Genomic DNA, 19,034 nt, shown 5'->3' on the forward strand with positions numbered 1-19,034 from the left:
CACCTAGCACCACCCTGGCTACGGGGCGCCGTCGTCCCGTAGCGTCACCGCTTCAGCTGGCTAGCCGACCGGCACAGAAAGGACCGAGACCATGCCTGGAAACGAGCAGTACCCCGGAGCCCGGCGCCGCCCCGGATCCAAGAAGGGACCGACCAAGGGCTCAGGGGGCAACCGCCGCCAGGGCCTGGAGGGACGTGGCCCTACGCCCAAGGCCGAGGACCGCGTAGGCCACCCCAAGGCTCGCGCCAAGGCGAGGGCCGAGGCTCGCGCGGCCCAGCCCACGCGCACCAAGCAGCTGGAGAAGATCCGGCGGCGCTTCGATGTGCCCGAGGGCTACGAGATCGTGTGCGGGCGCAACGCCGTGGCGGAGGCCGCGCGCGCTGGAGTCCCGATCAGCCGCGTCTTCATGGCGGTCTCGGCCGAGTCAGACGATCGCCTGGGCGCGGTGGTGCGTCGCGCGACCCTCATCGGCTGCCCGGTCCTGGAGACCACGAAGCTGGACCTGGAGGCCCTGACCGACGGCGCCGTCCACCAGGGGGTGGCCATCGAGGTACCGGCCTACGAGTATACCAGCGCGCTTGACCTGCTGGACCGCGCCCGCGCGGTGGGGCACACGCCGCTGCTGGTGGCGCTGGACCAGGTCACGGACCCGCACAACCTTGGCGCCGTGCTGCGCTCGACCGGTGCCTTTGGTGGCGACGGCGTCATCATCCCCGAGCGGCGCTCGGTAGGTGTCAACGCCACCGTTTGGAAGGTCTCGGCCGGGGCTGCCGCGCGTGTGCCGGTGGCGCGGGAGACCAACCTCGTGCGCACCCTGGAGACGCTGAAGAAGGAGGGCTGCTTCGTCGTCGGGCTCGACGGCGGGGGTGAGACCCTCATGGAGGATCTCAGCCTTGCGGACTCTCCCCTCGTGCTGGTGACCGGCGCCGAGGGGGCCGGCCTGTCCCGGCTCGTGCGCGAGACCTGCGACGTGATCGCCTCGATCCCGATCTCCCAGACCGTGGAGTCCCTCAACGCCGCTGTCGCCACCGGAATCAGCCTCTACGAGGTTGATCGGCTGCGTCGCGCGGCGGCCAAGGCCTGAGGCGCTTGCCCCGGGCGCGTGCCGCGCTGCGGGCTCCCGGGCGGGCCGTGGGCTCCCGGGCGGGCCGTGGGCTCCCGGGCGGGCCGTGGGCTCCCGGCCGCGGCCCGATACTGACACAATGGGGCTCGTTGACGCGCCGGCCCACAAGGCTGGTCGCACCGCCACCGACAGGAGGCCACCTCATGGCACAGGACACGGCTCAGCGCTGGAACCGCACCGAGGGCGTACTCATCGCACCCCGGTCCACGCCGCAAGACGTGGAGGAACGCCTGCGCGAGCACGGTGTGGTGGCGCGCATGGAGTGGTACCCCTCGACCGCCCACCTGCTGAGTCTGACCCTGCTGTCTGACGCCGAGGGCAGGGTCGCCGTCACTCCGCCCTCACGCGGCGGCGTCGTGCCCGGGATCAAGGTCTCTGAGCTGGCGGAGGACCTCGCGCGTGAGCTGGCTGCTGACGCCAGCATCGGCCCGGCGTCGTTTGACGCCCTGCCGCAGGACGTCGAGCTGCCCCAGATCAGCACGGGTGGCTCGGCCACCAGCCGCACCGTCGTCGTCTCGCCGTTGAGCGCCTACACGGTTCCGCTGCAGGCCACGCTGCTCGAGCGTCCGCTGGCGGTCGCCTCCGCTCCCGGGATCGACCGTCGCATCGTCATGTACAGCGGCCAGGGACCTGAGCTCGGTGCCTTCGGCTGGGATGACGAGTCCCTGCCGGCTCTCATCCTCAGCGCGGACGAGCGCGATTTGTCCGTGCGCGCCGTCCCCACCGGGGAGAGCGAGGATGACGCCGTCTACTCCTGGTCCATGACCTCGCGCTACGTGTGGGGCTCGGTCGATGAGCCGGGTCCGGCGCTGCGGACCCTGGTGGACGAGATGCTCACCGACTCCACCGACGCTTCAGTCATCGCCGCGGCGGTCCCCGGGGCCGACGTCGAGGCGGCGGCCCAGGCGCTGGCTGAGCCCGGCACTCAGGGACTGGCGGCCATGATCACGGCGCTGGGACTGCCTGGCTGGATCGAGGACGTGCTCACCGGCCGTCTCGCTCCGGCTGAGGTCCCGGGCGCCGTCGTCCACGAGCCGCGTGGGTTGTCTAACGCCGTCAGCCGCTCGGTGGGCATGATGCTGCGCGATCCGGAGGTCCCCGGTTCTGCCTACTGGCAGCGCTACGTCCAGGCCGTCACGGAGATGCCGTGGCTGATCCGCGCCGGCGCTGCGGTGCAGGCCGGTGTGGGCGGCGCCCTGATCGGCGCCGCGATCCGGCGCCGCAACCGCACCGGCGAGCTGCCGGGTGGCTTCGTGGCGGTGGGCGCCCTGCTGGTCTTGGACGCCGTGGCGGAGACCTCGCTGGCCTCGTGGACGCGGCATCGTGAGCTGCGCCGTCGTGCTGACGAGGAGACGGCTCTCGTGACCGAGGAGCTGGGGGCCCGAGCCCGGGCCGCTACTCCTCGCCCTTGAACTTCATCCCCGCGGTGAAGCCCATGGGGTTGAGGGCGTACTGGTTGGCGGTCTCCTCGTCGCGGGCGGCGAACTCGGCGTCGTCCTCGGGGACGTCTTCCTCGTCGTCGGCGAAGATCGCCTCCATCTCCTGGGTGTCGCCCAGGGACAGGTAAGACTCCTCGTCCCAGTGCTGGGGCAGGACCGTTGCCACGTAGTCCGCCACGGCCTCCTCGGTGGAGACGTCACTCTGGCGCTGCTCGGACATGTACCAGCGGTGCTCCAGGACCTCGTGGAAGATCTCGGCAGGCTCGATCTTGCGTCGCAGCTCCACCGGGACGGCAGCGATCGTGGGCTCGAAGACCTCGGCCAGCCACGCGTGCGCGACCAGTTCGATCGGCTGGTCCTCGCGCCCGGTGTAGGTGCGGTAGGCCTCCAGGTTATTGAGCATGCGCTGGCCCTGACGCTCCTGGACGTCCAGACCCGTCAGGCGCATGACCTGGCGGTGGTAGTGGCCGGCGTCGACCACCTTGGGCTGGATGACCACGCGGGCACCCGAGCCGTCTGCCTCGGTCTTCATCGACAGCTCGCCGACGTCGAAGCCGAGCTCGTTGAGGCGCTCCACGCGCTGACGCACGCGCCAGCGCTCGCTCATGGGGAAGCTCTCCTTGGCGGTGAGCACCCGCCACAGGTCGGTGTAGCGCGAGACGATGCGGTCGCCGACCTCGATGGTGTCGACGCTGGGCTCCAGGAGGGCGCCGGCCTGGAGGTCCATGAGCTCGCCGATGATGTTGGTGCGTGCGACGTCGATGTCGTACAGGCGCTTGCCCTCGGTCAGGCCCTCGGGGTAGAGCTCGCCGGTCTCGGCGTCCACGAGGTAGGCGGCGAAGGCACCGGCGTCACGCCTGAACAGGGTGTTGGACAGCGAGACGTCTCCCCAGTAGAAGCCCAGCAGGTGCAGGCGTACGAGGAGTACGGCCAAGGCGTCGATGAGACGCGTGGCGGTCTCAGGCCTCATGTACTGACTGAACAGGGCGCGGTAGGGCAGGGAGTAGGACAGGTGCTCCGTGACAAGCACGGAGTTGAGAGGTTCGCCATCCAGGTCGCTGCGGCCCGTGATGACGGCAGTCGGCGTCACGCAGGGGGCGCCCAGGCGCACGAGGTCTCGCAGGAGCTCGAACTCGCGGTAGGCGACGGACTCGCCGATCTCCTTGACGGCGATGACGCGCTCGGAGAGGTTGACGAAGCGCACGATGTGCCGGGACAGGCCGCGGGGCAAGGCGGCCAGGACATCAGTCGGCCACTGCTCAAGCGGGATCTCCCACGGCAGGTCGAGCAGCGCGGGGTCAATGGTCGCTGCGGTGATCTGCATGGACTGTGGCATGGGCTCATCCTCTCAGAACTCGGCGTCCTTGGCCTACCCGCGGGCCGATTCAGATTGGGGACAACCGGCTGGGGTGCCTCCCTGCCGTCGGTTGAGGTCATGGGCAGATCGGTTCTGGCGCTGGTGGCCTTCGGGCTCCCCTCCACCTCCGTCGGTTTAGGCCGGGAACAGTCGGTTTGGTTGTGGCGGGGATGGGGCTTGACTGTTGAGGGCCTAAGGCGACGGGGTGTGGGCGTACCTGGGTAGGAGCGGCGCAGGGACGCAGGCGGTTGCGGGTCTTAGACGACGGCGAGCCCCGCACCTCACGAGGAGGAGCAGGGCTCGCCATCATCCGGTCACGCCGGACTCAACGTCGCTCAGGCTGGCAGGCGCTTGCCAGTGGAGGCGGAGAAGATGTGCGCCTGGCCGGGGCGGATGCGCACGTGGATCGTGTCGCCCGGCTGCGGGGCGGTGCGCGGAGGAACGCGGACGATCACCTGGCTGGAGTCCTCACCGGATCCCAGCTTCTCGTCCGAGCTCTCGGCGCCGACCAGCTCGCCGTAGATGTAGGCGTCCGAGCCCAGCTCCTCGACGAAGGACAGGCGCACCGGGATGGAGTGCTCGTCCGTCTCGGAGACGACGTCGAGGGACTCGGGGCGGAAACCGATGACGATCTTGCCGCCATCCTCCGGGGTCATGGCGTCCAGGGTGGCCTTGGACAGCTTGACCTTGGCCGAGCCCAGGGTGGCAACGTCACCCTGAACGGTGAAGCGGCCCAGGTTCATGGCCGGGGAGCCGATGAAGCCGGCAACGAACTCGTTGGCCGGGTGCTCGTACATGTCGCGCGGGGTACCGACCTGCTGCAGGACGCCGTCCTTGAGGACCGCGATGCGGTCACCCATGGTCAGGGCCTCGGTCTGGTCGTGGGTGACGTAGACCGTGGTGACACCGAGCGAGCGCTGCAGCGAGGCGATCTGGGTGCGGGTCTGGACACGGAGCTTGGCGTCCAGGTTGGACAGCGGCTCGTCCATGAGGAAGACCTTGGGCTTACGCACGATGGCGCGGCCCATGGCCACACGCTGACGCTGACCACCGGACAGAGCCTTGGGCTTGCGGTCCAGGTACTCGGTCAGGCCCAGGATCTTGGCGGCCTCCTTGACGCGCTGCTCGATCTCGGCCTTGGGGGTGCCGGCGATCTTGAGAGCGAAGCCCATGTTGTCCGCGACCGACATGTGCGGGTACAGGGCGTAGTTCTGGAAGACCATGGCGATGTCACGGTCCTTCGGCTGGACGTCGGTCACGTCCTTGTCGCCGATGAGAATGCGGCCGGAGTTGACGTCCTCCAGGCCGGCGAGCATGCGCAGGGAGGTCGACTTACCGCAGCCGGAGGGGCCGACCAGGACGAGGAACTCGCCGTCCGCGATCTCGAGGTTGAGCTCGTCCACCGAGGGGCGGTCGTTGCCCGGGTAGATACGAGTGGCGTGGTCAAAGGTGACGGTTGCCATGGGATGCTTCCCTTCACCGGCAGGTACGTGCCGGACGATCCGTTGTGAAAGGTGCCTATGCGTGTCCGCATTGACACGTGCTGGTGGCAGGGTGCCGCCGGCTGGCTCATTGTGTCACAGTTCGGAGGCCGATGGACAATTCGTTTCCTGAGAACACGTCACATGCTGTATGGATTGAGTCACATCACGTGCGTCTGTGGGTCCCCCGGTACTGTGGCGGCATGTCCGTGAGTCCGCAGGAACCCGCCACCACGCGCCTGGCCAGTGTGGCTCCCGGCGCGCAGGTGGGCGGCTACCAGCTGCTCAGGCGCCTGGGCGCGGGCGGCATGGGAGTGGTCTGGGAGGCCCGGGACGCTGACGGCCTGCACGTGGCGATGAAGATCCTCCACCCACAGGTGGCTGCGGACCCCGTAGCGCGCAGGCGCCTGGAGCGAGAGGCTGGCGTTCTGGCACGGGTGCGCGGTCCCCGCGTCTCGCGCATCCTGGATATCGAGTCCGGGGACGAGTCGGATGACGGGCTGAGCTTCGTGGTCACCGAGCTCGTGGACGGCCCGAGCCTGCAGACCGAGGTCGAACGAGAGGGCGCCTACGCTCTGCCGCGGGACGCCGCTGACCTGGCCGACCTGGCTCACGGACTGGTTGAAGCGCTTGAGGCTGTTCATGCTGCCGGCGTCATCCACCGCGACCTGAAGCCTTCCAACGTCATGCTCGGCTCGGCGGGACCGGTGCTCATCGACTTCGGGATCGCCCAGGTCGCCGACGACGTCCGCCTGACCCAGACCGGCCTGGTGACCGGTACGCCCGGCTTCATCCCGCCTGAGATGCTCGACGGCGGTGAGCCCGACCCGCAGGCCGACTGGTACGCCTGCGCCGGCGTGCTGCTCTTCGCTGTCACGGTTCGCCCGCCCTTCGGGTCGGGGCCGTGGCAGACGGTCTTCCACCGTGTCTACGAGGGGCGCGCCGAGGTTGGGCCGCTGGAGGAGCAGTGGCCGGCGCTCGCCCGCGCCTTCGAGGCGGCTCTGGCGCCCCGTAGCGAGGACCGCCTGGCCATGGGGGACCTGCTGGCGGTGATCGACGACGTCGCCGAGGGTGGGGACGGATGGGTCGGCCCGCTGGCCAGCATGGCTGCCACGCAGGATGACGCCGAGGTGCCCTACGGGATCATGCCGGAGGCCGCGCAGGACCCGGGTGAGCGCACAGATGTGCTGGTCGCGCCGTCGTTCCCGACGACGGCGAGGCCTCCCTCGTATGGCGTCATGCCCGCGCGCCCCGCCCTCCAGGGTGAGACTGCGCCGGCGACGGCGCCGCTCCAGGCCTGTGACGAGCAGTCGACCTGGCAGCCGCAGACCGCGGTGATGGCGCCGGTCGCGCAGCCGCCCCAGCCGGCGGTTCCCTACGCTCAGCCTGCGCCCGTCGAGCCGGCGTGGGAGCCAGGCCCGGGCGGTCCGGGTCAGTGGGGCGGCGTGGGAGTGCTGCCGGACTGGGCGCGAGAGCCGGCCTCTCATGGAGGGGTTGTGGCCTGCTTCGGCCTGCTCCTGGTAGCACTGGGCGCCTGGGCGCCGTCGTGGGTGTGCAGCCTGCTGGTGGTGCTCACGGTGGCGGCTGGGACTGTGGGGCGCGCGAGCCAGGCGCTGCGGTGGCGGCGTCTTCAGCGTGGTCAGGCGCTGGGGGGAGACCTGGCTCGGGCATGGATGATGACGCCCTTCTATCTGCTGCGTTCGGTGCTGGTGACGGGGGTCGCGCTCGTGGTGGCGCTGGTGGTGCTGTGGGCGTCGGCCTATCTCTTGGGGCTGGTGCCGCAGGTGTCCTCCCCGACCGGGTACGTGCTGGGGGCCGAGCTGGGGCAGCCGCGCCAGGAGGGAGTCTCGGGCATGGTCCAGGTCGCCGTCGTCGCGATCGGTCTGTGGGGGCTGCCTGGGGCGAGGCCGGTGCGGCGAGGAGCGGCACAGGTGGTGGAGGGCGTAGCGGCGTCGCTGGCGGTGCGGGTCGCGATCGGGGCGCTTCTTCTCGCGGCGACGACGGCGGTGGTGGCCTCGTTCCTATCCGGCACCCTGGTCCCGGTGCCGGGCACCTCGGTGCTCACGCTCCTGGCGGGCTAAGGGGTGCCCTCCCCGCGGAGGAGGCGGAGATGGCGTGGGTCTCAACTTCGTTGATGAGTGGCGCTCGTCCGTGGTGAACGCCTATCGTGGCGGTGCCGAATGATTGATGATTCATTCGTCAATCTCACCGACGCTGAGGAGACCCGCGTGGCTAGCAACAGCACCCGTCCGACCAAGGCTGAGCGCCGCTCGGCTGCTCGCGCCCAGGCGCAGGCCCTGCGTGAGGAGCAGGAGCGCAAGGAGCGTCGCGCCAAGATCACCCGCCGCTCCCTGCTGGGAGTCGGCGCGCTGGCCGTGGTGGGTGTGGGTGCCGGTCTGGCCTACTCCGCGCGCGAGGACGGCTCGCAGGGCTCGGCCGCCGTGGCTACGGGCAAGGCGAATAAGGACGGCGTGCCCTCGGTGGTGCTGTCTGACGGCTCCTGGAGCTACGGCAAGGGCATGGTCGCCGGCACCGTCAACGACGGCGCCAAGGTCCTGGACGTCTTCTTCGACTACTCCTGCCACTTCTGCGTTGCCTTCGAGACGCTTCACGCGGACGAGATCACCGACCTGGTCAACGCCGGCACGGTCACCCTGGTGCTGCACCCCTGCAAGATCCTGGGGATGGACTGGACGGATATGGTCATGAACGCCCAGGGCCTGGTCCTGGACGAGGACCCTGAGCACGCCCTGGAGTTCCACAACACCGCCTCGGCGCTGTTCACCAAGATCTACAACGCCCAGGACACCAGCATGATGACGGCGGACAACCTTGTTGCCGCTGCCACCGAGGCGGGGGTCTCGCAGGAGGTCAGCACCAAGTTCGCTGATGCCATCAAGGCCAACACCTACGGTGCGTGGACCGAGCTGGGCACCCAGACCTTCCAGGACAAGGGCTTCACCGGCACGCCCACGATCCTGCTGGACGGCGAGAGCGTGGACCTCAGCGCGATCGGCACGGCCACGGGACTGACTGACCTCATCAAGAAGGGCTGATCCGGCGTCGTGCACCGGTAAGCCGGGGCGTGGTGACGGCTGCGGCCGCGGCCGGCCCGGTGGGTTCGGCTAGCCCGGCCGGTGCCGTTGGCGGGTTGGTCAACACAGGCGTCAGCCAGGTAGGCTGGCGCGCGCGCCGTCTTAGCTCAGTTGGTAGAGCAGCTGTCTTGTAAACAGCAGGTCATCGGTTCGAGCCCGATAGACGGCTCCAGACTTTCCCCCGGAACCACGCGGTTCCGGGGGATCGTGCTACCTGGCTCCCGAGGGCGGGGACGCGTTGTGAACACGTTGTGAGCGTGCCCCGATGCGGCTAATGCGCGCTCCGATATGACTCAAGCACGCCCCGACGAGGCGGCGCCGTCAGGGCAGGCGCCAGTCCACCGGCGCAGCCCCTTGCTGGGAGAGCAGCTCATTGGCACGGCTGAAGGGCCGTGAACCGAAGAAGCCACGGGAGGCGCTCAGCGGCGAGGGGTGGGGCGAGGCCACGATCGGCGTCGTGCCCAGCATGGGGGTCAAGGACTGGGCGGGCCGTCCCCACAAGATGGCCACCAGCGGAGTCTGGCGTGCCACGAGCGCCTCGATCGCCCGCTGCGTGACCGCTTCCCAGCCCCAGCCGCGGTGAGAGGCCGGGGAACCAGGGCGGACGGTGAGGACCCGATTGAGCAGCATGACGCCTTGACGTGACCAGGGGGTGAGGTCCCCGGAGGTGGGTCGAGCTACGCCGAGGTCATTGACCATCTCAGTGAAGATGTTCTCCAGGCTGCGTGGTGGACGTACTCCCGGCTGCACCGAGAAGCTCAGGCCCATGGGGTGCCCGGGCGTGGGGTAGGGGTCCTGCCCCACGATGAGGACCTTGACGTCCTGCATGGGGTAGGTGAAGGCGCGTAGGACGTCGGTGCCGGCCGGCAGGTAGCCTCGGCCGGCAGCCACTTCCTGGCGCAGGCGGTCACCGATCTCGTGGATCGTCTGCTCCACGGGCGCCAGGGCCTGGGCCCAGGACGGATCAACCAGCTCGGACAGGGGTCGCGCGTCACTCACGGGATGAGCCTAGGGCCTGCCTCGTGGGGATGGCTGGCTCCCGGGGCATGTCAGTCCCGTGGGAGGGCTGGCTCCTGGGATCTGCCAGCGCTGCGCGGCAGGCCGTGGTGGCCGTGGTGACTGCGGCGCACGATGCCGTCGTCACAGGTTCGGGGTGTCTGCCCCGCGATCGCGCCCCAGCGACTATTCTCACGACGTGTCTCCTTACGAGTATCCCGACGACGAGTTCGACGCCCGCAACGACGAGGCGCACGAACCCATCGGCGTTCACCGCGCCCCGGTTCCGGCATGGCGCAGCTGGGTGCCGCTGCTGGCGGTGATCGTGATCGTCCCGCTGCTGGCCTGGGCGGCCGTGACCCTGCTGGGCAAGGCCGGATACACCGCGCCCTCTGCGCAGGGCTCTGCCTCGGCTTCTGCCACCGCGGAGCTGGCTGGCGGCGAGGAGGCCACCGAGGCCACGGCGGCCGCTGAGGGTGAGCAGACCGCTGCCCCGCAGGAGTCGGCTGCTGGTGAGAGCGAGCCGGTCCAGACCGAGGAGCCGGCGGCGCCAGCCGTGCAGGACGCGGACCTGACCACGGGCGTGACCATCCACAACGGCAGCTCGGTCAACGGCCTGGCGGGGCGCACCGGTGACCGCCTGGCCAACGCCGGCTACACGGACGTCAACGTCCAGCAGGGCGTCTACCGCCAGTCCACGCCGGAGACGACGACGATTTACTACGCCTCGGCAGACAACGAGGCGACTGCACGTGCTATCGGCGAGGCCCTGGGGATCACCAACGTGGTCGAGTCCGCCGAGGTGGCCCAGTCCAACCCCATCGTCATCGTCCTGCGCTCGGACTTCACGGAGTAGGGCAATCGCCCGCCCACCTCGCTCCGGGGCCACGTGGCGTGGCCGTATCCCCGGCCGCCTGAGTCGTCGCGCGATGCTGGCTGGCGGCGGGCTGACCCTGGCGGGAGCGTGGGGTGCCCAGGCGTCCCGGTGTGCTCCCAGGCCTCTTCCGGGGCTGGCTAGTGAGGGCGTGGCGCTGGGGCCCGGCGGTGTCCTCGTTCCCCTACCGGTCGGGGCGCGTTGCCGTTACGTGGCGGGGACGCGGGTTCCGGCCTGGGTGTCGCTGCCCGAGGGGCTGGAGGGGCTCGTTCGCCTTCCGAGCGAGCAGGAGGCCGACCGCCTCATCGCACAGGCCCGTGAGCGACGCGCCGCGGCGGTGGTGCCGCCGGGGCGGTGGCACGCGCTGGCGCACAGCGCCCCGAGCGACTTGCTTGCCCTGACCGGCCCGAGCCTGGCCACCTCCCACGGCGGGCCTGGCGGCCAGGCGGACGTGGATCGCTTCGCTCCGGGCGCGGTGGTGTCGGCGCCGGTGTCCTACTGGCGGTACGTCTGGACTCGCGACGCCTCCTTCGCTGCGGCGGCCTACGGCGCTGTCGGCCTGTTCGACGAGTCTCGCCAGGTACTCAGCCACTTGGCGAGACTCCAGGAGGGTCTCGGCAGCGGGACGTGGCGTGCTGGACAGCACGAGGTCCGGCGCCCGCTTGAGGCGCGTTACACGGCTGACGGCGGTGTGCCCGATGACCGGGCGGCCCAGCTCGACGGCGTCGGCTGGCTCCTGTGGGCGGCCGGGCGCCTGGCTGATGACCTTGAGGCCTCAGGCCGTGACCCGGAGGAGGTCCGCTCCTTCCTCGCTCCTGTGGAGGCCGTGGCTGCACGCTCGGCCAGCCACCTCATGTGGCTGACCCCGGGGCCTGGCTACCTGCCGCCGGCCTCCCCCGACTACTGGGAGGTCAGCGAGACCCGGTTGACACTTGGAACCGCTGCGCCGGTCCTGCTCGGGCTGGAGGCGGCCGCCCGCCTGTGCTCGCTGGGGCTCGACCTGCAGGTGGGGCCGGATGTCCTGCAGGCGCGCGTGGGGCAGGTCCGCGAGGCGATGACGCGCGCTTTCGCCCCGCACTGGGGGCGCCATGAGGGACGCGACGACGTCGATGCGGCGCTCACGCTCGTCCTGCCACCTTTCACGCAGGCCCTGGACGGGGCGCTGGAGGTGCGCCGGCAGGCCTGGCAGCGGATGCAGCGTCCGGCCGGCGGCGTAGCGCCAGGCTCATCCTGGCGCCAGGACGGCATCTCCTGGACGCCGCAGACTGCGCTGCTGGCCTGGTCCGGGCTGGCGCAGGCGCAGCGTGATCCGCAGCTGGGGCGCGAGGGGGAGATCCTGCTGGACTGGCTGGAGGGTCATCGCACGAGTGTCGGGGCGCTGCCGGAGAAGGTACGGGCGGATGGTCGGCCCGCCGGTCCGGCTCCGCTGGCCTGGACCTGCGCCCTGGTGCTCCTGGCCGTGACGCAGGCACGCGGCCGCTCGGCGTAAGAGGCTCTGGACGGGGTCGGGCGCGGCCTGCCGGCAGCCGTTGTGTTTCGCCTCCAGCCGAGGGGCGTGGTCTGCGTCTTGCACTCGAGGGGTGAGAGTGCCAGAGTTGCGGTTAGCACTCGGGGCTGCCGAGTGACAGACCGGGACCCGGTCGCCAGGACGGCAGCCTCAGTGAGCACACCAGGTCGTCGGGTGAGGGCCGGGGCGGCGCGTGACAAGAACGTGCCATCTCGATCCGTCCGTCGCGGGCGCCAGTCGACCGTCCAACCCAAGTGGAGGAACCCACATGGCCAAGATCATTGCTTTTGACGAGGAGGCCCGCCGCGGCATGGAGCGGGGTCTGAACGCCCTCGCTGACACCGTCAAGGTCACCCTCGGCCCCAAGGGCCGCAACGTCGTGCTCGACAAGAAGTGGGGCGCCCCGACCATCACCAACGACGGTGTCACCATCGCCAAGGAGATCGAGCTCGAGGACCCCTACGAGAAGATCGGCGCCGAGCTCGTCAAGGAGGTCGCCAAGAAGACCGACGACGTCGCCGGTGACGGTACGACCACCGCGACCGTCCTCGCCCAGGCCCTGGTTCGCGAGGGTCTGCGCAACGTGGCCGCCGGCGCCAACCCGATCGCCGTGCGTCGCGGTATCGACAAGGCCGTGGCCACCGTCGTCGAGCGCCTGCTGTCCGACGCCAAGGAGGTCGAGACCCAGGACGAGATCGCGGCCACCGCCTCGATCTCCGCCGCTGACGAGCAGATCGGCGCCCTCATCGCCGAGGCTCTGGAGAAGGTCGGCCACGACGGCGTCATCACCGTCGAGGAGTCCAACACCTTCGGCCTCGAGCTTGAGGTCACCGAGGGTATGCGCTTCGACAAGGGCTTCATCTCCCCCTACTTCGTCACCGACGCTGACCGTCAGGAGGCCGTCCTGGAGGACGCCTACGTCCTGCTGGTCGAGTCCAAGATCTCCAACGTTAAGGACCTGCTGCCCCTGCTGGAGAAGGTCATGCAGTCCGGCAAGCCTCTGGCGATCATCGCCGAGGACGTCGAGGCTGAGGCCCTGGCCACCCTCGTGGTCAACCGCATCCGTGGCACCTTCAAGTCCGTGGCCGTCAAGGCTCCCGGCTTCGGCGACCGCCGCAAGGCGATGCTGCAGGACATGGCGATCCTGACCGGCGGCACCGTCATCTCCGAGACGGTCGGCCTCAAGCTGGAGAACGCCACCCTGGAGGACCTGGGTCAGGCCCGCAAGGTGGTTGTCACCAAGGACGAGACCACGATCGTCGAGGGCGCTGGGGACAAGGACGCCATCGAGGCCCGTGTCCAGCAGATCCGCAACGAGATCGAGAACTCCGACTCCGAGTACGACAAGGAGAAGCTCTCCGAGCGTCTGGCCAAGCTGGCTGGCGGCGTCGCCGTCCTGAAGTCCGGTGCGGCCACCGAGGTCGAGCTCAAGGAGCGCAAGCACCGCATCGAGGACGCCGTGCGTAACGCCAAGGCTGCCGTCGAGGAGGGCATCGTCGCCGGTGGTGGCGTTGCGCTCATCCAGGCCGCCGAGGCCCTCAGCTCTCTCCAGCTCGAGGGCGACGAGGCCACCGGTGCCTCGATCGTCAAGGTTGCCGTGGAGGCCCCGCTCAAGCAGATCGCCGTCAACGCTGGCCTTGAGGGCGGCGTCGTCGTCGACCGCGTGCGCAACCTGCCCACCGGTGAGGGCCTGAACGCCGCCACCGGCGAGTACGTCAACCTGCTGGCCGCCGGCATCGCCGACCCGGTCAAGGTCACCCGCTCCGCCCTGCAGAACGCCGCGTCCATCGCGGGCCTGTTCCTGACCACCGAGGCCGTTGTGGCGGACAAGCCGGAGCCCCCGGCTCCCGCCCCGGCTGGTGGCGAGGACATGGGCGGCATGTACTGATCGGTCGCCTGGCCACCGTCAGTCACTGACGCGATAGCGAAACGGGCCGTCCTCCTGCGGGAGGGCGGCCCGTTTCGCTATCGCTGGGCGGCACGGGTGGCCGGTGGCGGTCACCGGGCGCCGAAGCGGCCGACGTTGGCCGACTCGGCGTCGTCATAGGCCAGGGCGGAGGCGTCCAGCGCCTGGCTGATGGCGTCGAGACTGGCCTGGACCTGAGCCTGGGTCAGGTGCCAGTCTGCGGCGCAGGCGGCCATAGCGGCGCTGGCGCCGCCGGTCCAGGAGGCCTGGAGAGCGGCGATGTCGCCGTTCATCGCGTCCACCTCCGCCTGGATCGTGGCCACACGCGTGCGGGCTGCTGAGGCGGTGTCCAGGACCGCCTGGGTATCAACGGAGAAGAGAGGCATGAGCGCACCTTTCTGCAGGGCGCCGCTTGTCGGCGCTGGTGCGTTCCAGGCTAGGGAGAACGGGCCCGACGCCGCAGGGCGCCTGTGGAGGGTCACTTATGCCCCTGTCACGGGGCCGGCCTGTGGAGCCCGGGCGAGGTCTAGGCCTGGTGCCCAGCGCCGTCGTCGATGATCTCCTCGGTGATGGGCTGGAACTCGCCCGTCCGAGCCTCGCGCAGGATCTTGGCCTCCTCGACCTTGGCGCGCAGCTTCTCGGCCAGGCGCAGGCGCGCAGCCTCTGCCATCGACTGACGGTCGACGACGGGCACTCCGCCGGTGGGCGTGAGCGAGGCGGCCTCGGCCCCGGCAGGCGCGGTGGTCACGCGTGGGGTGCTCATGAGCCGGTCGATGTCTGCCACGCAGGACTCCATCGAGGTGGTGTGGGACAGGTCCTCGTGGCCAGGCACGGGAGGAGGTGTCGGGGCGGCCGGGGCCGACGGCGTGACTGGAGCAGCTCCAGGCCGTGGCACGCCGGCAGCGGGCGTGGGCGGCGCCACCGGCACTCCGCGCGGGGGCGTGACCGGACGGGCGGCCGGGGGTTGATCGGCCGACGGCGTCGCCGCGCCAGCCGCCATCGTGACCAGGGGCGCGGAGGGAAGGGTGGACGTGGTTGCCTGTGCGGCCGGTGCCTCGCCCGGTCCAGCGGCTCGGGCTGCGGCGACCTGCTCGCCCTCGGCCGCCGCCTGCTCGACGCTGGCGGCCAGGTGGGCCAGGGCGGCGTCAGCCGCGGTGCACGTGGTCTGACCTGCCTTGGCGGCCAGCTTCGCCAGACCGTCCTCCAGCAGGCGCTTCTCCGCTTCCAGGTTCTGGCGCGCGGCCAGCTCCCAGCGTGCACCCAAGGGGGAGGAGAAGAGTGTCTCGCGGGCCAGGAGCTTGGAGACGATCGTCAGGCGTGCCTGCAGATAGTGCTCGGCAGGGATGTGGGCGTACTCCTCGCGTACGAGCTCGCGGTAACGCTTGTACTGCTGCGGGCCAACCGCCAGGGCGCCCAGGTCGGCGTCGTTGAGGGCAAGGGCATCGATGTCCTCGTGGGTCAGGTTGTGTCGCTTGAGGTTGAGGATGAGGGCGCAGATCCGGTCGGTGACTTTGTCCGGCACGCCCAGAGCGTGCAGGTCCTCCGCGGCGTAGGCCGCTGAGGCGACCTCGTCCTCTCCGCCGTTGCGCTTGTAAGTCTCCTCCGTGGCGGAGGAGAAGACGCAGCCGTGGTACCACACCGCCAGCCGCATGACATCGGGGTTGTGGGACTCGTCAGCCAGCTCATCCACGCGCGCCAGCATGTCGATGGCGTGCTTGAGGTTGTGGAAACGTCGGTCAGGGCTGAGCCACATGCTGACCAGGCGCTCTCCGGCCTCCTGGATCTGCTCGGCGCCCGCCGTCGCGCCGACCGCCTTGACAGAGCGGACGTACGCCGGCAGCAGCCACTGAGGTGCGTCCAAGACGCCCATGCACAGCCTCCGAGGTCGGGAGAGGAAACGCTGGCCATCGTATGCTCGCTCCGCACGGAAGTCGAAGGGAATGCCTGTTCGTCCGGCCACCTTTCGCCTCTCAGCGTGGCCGAGGTGGCCCAGGTCCTAGTGCTGGTCGGGCCTTTGGTCGGTGCTGGCCGGGATCTCGATGCGCACGGTGGCGCCGCCGCCGGGGGTCTGCAGCATCTGGACCGTGCCGCCGTGGCGCGCCACGATCGCCGAGACGATCGCGAGCCCCAGACCCGAGCCCCCGGTCTCGCGGTTGCGTGAGGTATCGGCGCGGTAGAAGCGTTGGAAGACCTTGGTGGCCTCGCTCAGCGGCACGCCGGGCCCGTGGTCGCGTACCTCAACCACGGCGGTGCGCTGGGCGGCCCCCGGGGCAGGAGCCGGCAGGTTGCGGTCCTCCGACTTTGCCGTGAGCACAGGAGCGTCGACGACTCCGATGGCGATCTCCACCGGCGAACCCGCCGGGGTATGGCGGGTGACGTTGCCCAGCAGGTTCGTGATCACCTGGCTGAGTCGGTCGCGGTCTGCGATGACGACGGCGGGGCCTGGCTCGGCCTGCTCGTCCTGGAGGGAGATGAGGGCGCACTCGCGGTCAGGGGCCAGAACAGCCATGTCTGACAGCGCCCCGCGGCTGACCTCGGTCAGGTCCACCGGCTCCATGTTCATCTTGCGGCCCTCGTCCATACGTGCGAGCTGCAGGAGGTCGTCCACCAGCCGGCCCATGCGCGAGGCCTCGGTCTCGATACGGCCCATCACCTCGTTCTGGCGCTCGGGCGGGACACCGCCCATGCGGTAGAGCTCGCCGTAACCGCGGATGGCGGCCAGCGGGGTGCGCAGCTCGTGGGAGGCGTCGGAGACAAAGCGGGTCATGCGCTCCTGGGCCACCACCTGGACGGAGAAGGCCTGCTCATTCTGCTGGAGCATTGTGTTCAGCGCCCGCTGGAGCGAGCCGACCTCGGTGGTCGCGGGCTCGGTGACCGGTACGCGTGCGGACAGGTCACCTTTGGCGATCCGCCCCGCCACGGCCTCGATCTGGCGCAGTGGGCGGAAGGAACGGATGACGAGGTAAGCGGCTGCCAACGTACCAAGGAGGATGACGGCCACGTCCGCCATGGCCACGATGAGCCGGGTACGGGCCACGGTCTCCATCATTCCGCTCAGAGGCAGCGCGATCGCGACGACGCCGCGGTACTCCTGGGTGTCGGCGTCCTTGATCGGTAGGGCGATGACACGCCACTGCCTGCCCGGGAGGTCAGAGTCCACGGTGTACAGGTCCGGGGAGTCCTTCTGAGCGATCGTCTCCTCAAGCGAGAGCCGGCCGATCTGGGGCGTGCCGTACTCGGCGGCGGTGTCCGCCGAGATCATGGAGCCGTTCTGGCCGTCGATGTACTGGGCCTCGACGTAGTAGGTCGAGGGCATGAGCGAGGAGTTGCCGGTGCGGATCTGGGTCAGGGCCTGAGAGCCGATGGCGCGCGAGGTCACGCTCAGCTGGTCGTCGACCTGGCCGAGCAGGTGGGTGTAGAGCAGGGAGGTCACGGCCAGCGAGGCGATGAGCAGCCCGAGGGTGAGCAGGGCGGTCGTAATGAGGACCAGACGCTTGCTCAGCGGAAGGCTGTGCCAGCCTCGCCGGGCAGAGGTCATCAGGTGCCACCGCCCCTTCTTGACGGGGCGGTGCTGCTTGCCGTGAGGCGGCCTGGCGGTGTGCGCCGTCGCCGCCTCGTAGATTCCCAGACCGGGCCGCCTGCTTCCGCGCGGCCGCACGTTACTCGCCCTTGGGCTCACGAAGCATGTAGCCCACGCCGCGACGGGTCTGGATCAAGGGTGCCACTGGCTGCCCGTCAGCGGTCTCGATCTGGTCGATCTTGCGGCGCAGGTAGGAGATGTAGGACTCCACGATCGCGGCGTCGCCGTTCCAGTCGTACTCCCAGACGTGGTCCAGGATCTGTGCCTTGGACACCACGCGGCCGGCGTTGAGCATGAGGTAACGCAGCAGCTTGAACTCGGTGGGGGACAGGTCCACCTCGACGCCAGCACGGTGGACCTCGTGGGCGTCCTCGTCCAGGACCAGGTCAGCCACTCGCACGATGCCGTCGTTCTCGTCCTGGGTGGCGTGCGTGCGACGCAGGATCGCGCGGATGCGGGCCACGACCTCCTCCAGGCCGAAGGGCTTGGTGACGTAGTCGTCCCCGCCGACCGTCAGGCCCTGGACCTTGTCTGACATGTCGTCGCGCGCGGTGAGGAAGAGGATCGGCGTGGTCACATCGCGCTCACGCAGGCGCCGGGCCACGGTGAAGCCGTCCATGTCCGGGAGCATGACGTCCAGGACCACGAGGTCAGGCTCCTCCTGGTCAACGGCGCGCAGTGCCCCGTTGCCGTCAGCGGCCGTGACCACCTCGAAGCCGGCAAAACGCAGGGAGGAGGCGAGCAGGTCGCGGATGTTGGGCTCGTCGTCGACGACGAGAAGACGAGCCTCGTGCCGCTGCTGTGCAGAGTCCTGGGAACGATCCATAGCGGCACTGTGCCCCCGGAGGCTGAATGTTGCCTGAACGGATCGTAGGTGGTCGGTGCGAGGCGGCCGACCACCCCGACGGGCCTAGATGAAGGCGGTGGGGTCGAACTCCTCCAGGGAGATGATCCGCACGCGCGGCAGGGCGATGGTGAAGGCCCGCACGTCCGACTCCAGGTCATGGATGACCAGCCCGCGCGACTCCAGCGCAGCCAGCTGCGCGTTGAGGAACTCCTTGAAGCACAGCACCCCGACCTTGGCCCCGGCGTCCAGGAGACGCTCGATCTGAGGGATGTAGTCGCCGTCGTGCGAGCCGAGCAGGACCTGGGCGCTTAGGCCGGACTCGACCCGCTCCGCCAGGGCGTCCAGGGTGCGCTGGATACCGATGTCGACGACCTTCTCTTCGGGGTTGCCCGAGCCGGCCAGGGGGATGGGGCGGTAGTCCATGGCCAGCAGCGCCTGGACGAAGCTCATCGGCATGTGCCCGGAGGTGGCGTTGAGGAAGAACAGGGCGTGGGTGTCCTCGTCCTCGCCGCCGGCCTCCTGATCGGACAGGGTGTCGCAGAAGGACAGGACCCGGTCCCAGCGTGGGCGCTCCTCGGGCTCAGGCCGCCGTCCCAGGACACTCATGCCCAAGGTGGCGTCGATGTTCTCCCCGTCGACGAGGAGGTAGGTGGGCACGGCTGAGGTGGCGATCATAGGGACATCGTATCGGCGGCTGCTCGGGCGGCGCACCTTGTGGGCGGCTCTGCGGCGCGCAGCCGGGCTTCGCGGCCTCCAGGAGGCCGGGGACCACGACGGCGCAGCCGCACCACGGTGGTTGTGGTGCGGCTGCGCTAGTGGTCGGCTGTGG

Annotated in this window: 15 protein-coding genes and 1 tRNA gene; 8 read left to right on the forward strand and 8 right to left on the reverse strand. The window is 69.8% G+C overall.

Annotated elements, in window-relative coordinates; genetic code table 11:
• The first annotated feature begins 91 nt into the window (after positions 1-91).
• Both rlmB and CYJ26_RS07575 read left to right on the forward strand, forming a co-directional pair.
• Positions 92-1,084, forward strand: a complete 993-nt coding sequence (gene rlmB / locus CYJ26_RS07570; RefSeq protein WP_024036740.1) for a 23S rRNA (guanosine(2251)-2'-O)-methyltransferase RlmB — start codon at positions 92-94, stop codon at positions 1,082-1,084.
• Positions 1,085-1,266: 182 nt separating this feature from the next.
• Positions 1,267-2,535 carry a hypothetical protein gene (locus tag CYJ26_RS07575; RefSeq protein WP_101638229.1) on the forward strand — a complete coding sequence of 423 codons (1,269 nt, stop codon included), beginning with the start codon at positions 1,267-1,269 and terminating at the stop codon, positions 2,533-2,535.
• Here the strand turns inward: CYJ26_RS07575 and CYJ26_RS07580 are convergent.
• A complete protein-coding gene (locus tag CYJ26_RS07580; protein WP_006547616.1) occupies positions 2,519-3,898 on the reverse strand; it encodes a DUF4032 domain-containing protein in 1,380 nt (459 codons plus the stop codon). The two genes, CYJ26_RS07575 and CYJ26_RS07580, sit on opposite strands and share 17 nt — an antisense overlap.
• 356 nt (positions 3,899-4,254) lie before the next feature.
• Positions 4,255-5,382: an ABC transporter ATP-binding protein gene (locus CYJ26_RS07585; RefSeq protein ID WP_006547614.1), complete on the reverse strand. Its 1,128-nt coding sequence runs from the start codon at positions 5,380-5,382 to the stop codon at positions 4,255-4,257.
• Positions 5,383-5,603: 221 nt separating this feature from the next.
• On the opposite strand from CYJ26_RS07585, the gene CYJ26_RS07590 reads away from it, so the two are divergent.
• From CYJ26_RS07590 to CYJ26_RS07600, 3 genes are all read left to right on the forward strand, one after another.
• Complete coding sequence (locus tag CYJ26_RS07590) at positions 5,604-7,481, forward strand: serine/threonine-protein kinase (protein WP_006547613.1); 1,878 nt, start codon at positions 5,604-5,606, stop codon at positions 7,479-7,481.
• Positions 7,482-7,628: 147 nt separating this feature from the next.
• A complete protein-coding gene (locus CYJ26_RS07595) occupies positions 7,629-8,456 on the forward strand; it encodes a DsbA family protein (RefSeq protein WP_034237330.1) in 828 nt (275 codons plus the stop codon).
• 135 nt (positions 8,457-8,591) lie between these two features.
• Positions 8,592-8,667: transfer RNA gene (locus tag CYJ26_RS07600), tRNA-Thr, on the forward strand.
• Between the two features lie 149 nt (positions 8,668-8,816).
• On the opposite strand, the gene CYJ26_RS07605 is transcribed toward CYJ26_RS07600, so the two are convergent.
• On the reverse strand, positions 8,817-9,494 hold the full coding sequence (locus tag CYJ26_RS07605; protein WP_006547611.1) for a uracil-DNA glycosylase: 678 nt from the start codon (positions 9,492-9,494) through the stop codon (positions 8,817-8,819).
• 196 nt (positions 9,495-9,690) lie between these two features.
• Between CYJ26_RS07605 and CYJ26_RS07610 the strand changes: the two genes are divergently transcribed.
• The 3 genes from CYJ26_RS07610 (at position 9,691) to groL (ending at position 13,760) form a co-directional block, all read left to right on the forward strand.
• Positions 9,691-10,347: a LytR C-terminal domain-containing protein gene (locus CYJ26_RS07610; protein WP_006547610.1), complete on the forward strand. Its 657-nt coding sequence runs from the start codon at positions 9,691-9,693 to the stop codon at positions 10,345-10,347.
• Positions 10,348-10,516: 169 nt separating this feature from the next.
• Positions 10,517-11,854 (forward strand): glycoside hydrolase family 15, encoded by a 1,338-nt coding sequence (locus tag CYJ26_RS07615; protein ID WP_145990775.1) that lies wholly within the window; start codon positions 10,517-10,519, stop codon positions 11,852-11,854.
• 286 nt (positions 11,855-12,140) lie between these two features.
• The gene (groL, locus tag CYJ26_RS07620) at positions 12,141-13,760 is read left to right on the forward strand and encodes a chaperonin GroEL (protein ID WP_006547606.1); all 1,620 of its coding nucleotides are present in this window, start codon (positions 12,141-12,143) and stop codon (positions 13,758-13,760) included.
• A gap of 110 nt (positions 13,761-13,870) precedes the next feature.
• Here groL and CYJ26_RS07625 read toward each other — a convergent pair whose 3' ends face one another.
• The 5 genes from CYJ26_RS07625 to CYJ26_RS07645 form a co-directional block, all read right to left on the reverse strand.
• A complete protein-coding gene (locus CYJ26_RS07625; RefSeq protein WP_006547605.1) occupies positions 13,871-14,164 on the reverse strand; it encodes a WXG100 family type VII secretion target in 294 nt (97 codons plus the stop codon).
• A 140-nt stretch (positions 14,165-14,304) separates the two neighbouring features.
• Complete coding sequence (locus tag CYJ26_RS07630) at positions 14,305-15,648, reverse strand: hypothetical protein (protein WP_101638232.1); 1,344 nt, start codon at positions 15,646-15,648, stop codon at positions 14,305-14,307.
• Between the two features lie 126 nt (positions 15,649-15,774).
• Positions 15,775-17,316, reverse strand: coding sequence for a sensor histidine kinase (locus CYJ26_RS07635; protein WP_034237314.1), 1,542 nt, complete (start codon positions 17,314-17,316; stop codon positions 15,775-15,777).
• A 121-nt stretch (positions 17,317-17,437) separates the two neighbouring features.
• Positions 17,438-18,184: a response regulator transcription factor gene (locus CYJ26_RS07640; protein ID WP_006547601.1), complete on the reverse strand. Its 747-nt coding sequence runs from the start codon at positions 18,182-18,184 to the stop codon at positions 17,438-17,440.
• Between the two features lie 84 nt (positions 18,185-18,268).
• Positions 18,269-18,880, reverse strand: coding sequence for an NYN domain-containing protein (locus CYJ26_RS07645; RefSeq protein ID WP_006547600.1), 612 nt, complete (start codon positions 18,878-18,880; stop codon positions 18,269-18,271).
• Positions 18,881-19,034 lie beyond the last annotated feature (154 nt).

It is taken from the genome of Actinomyces urogenitalis (assembly GCF_002861525.1).
Classification (GTDB): domain Bacteria; phylum Actinomycetota; class Actinomycetes; order Actinomycetales; family Actinomycetaceae; genus Actinomyces; species Actinomyces urogenitalis.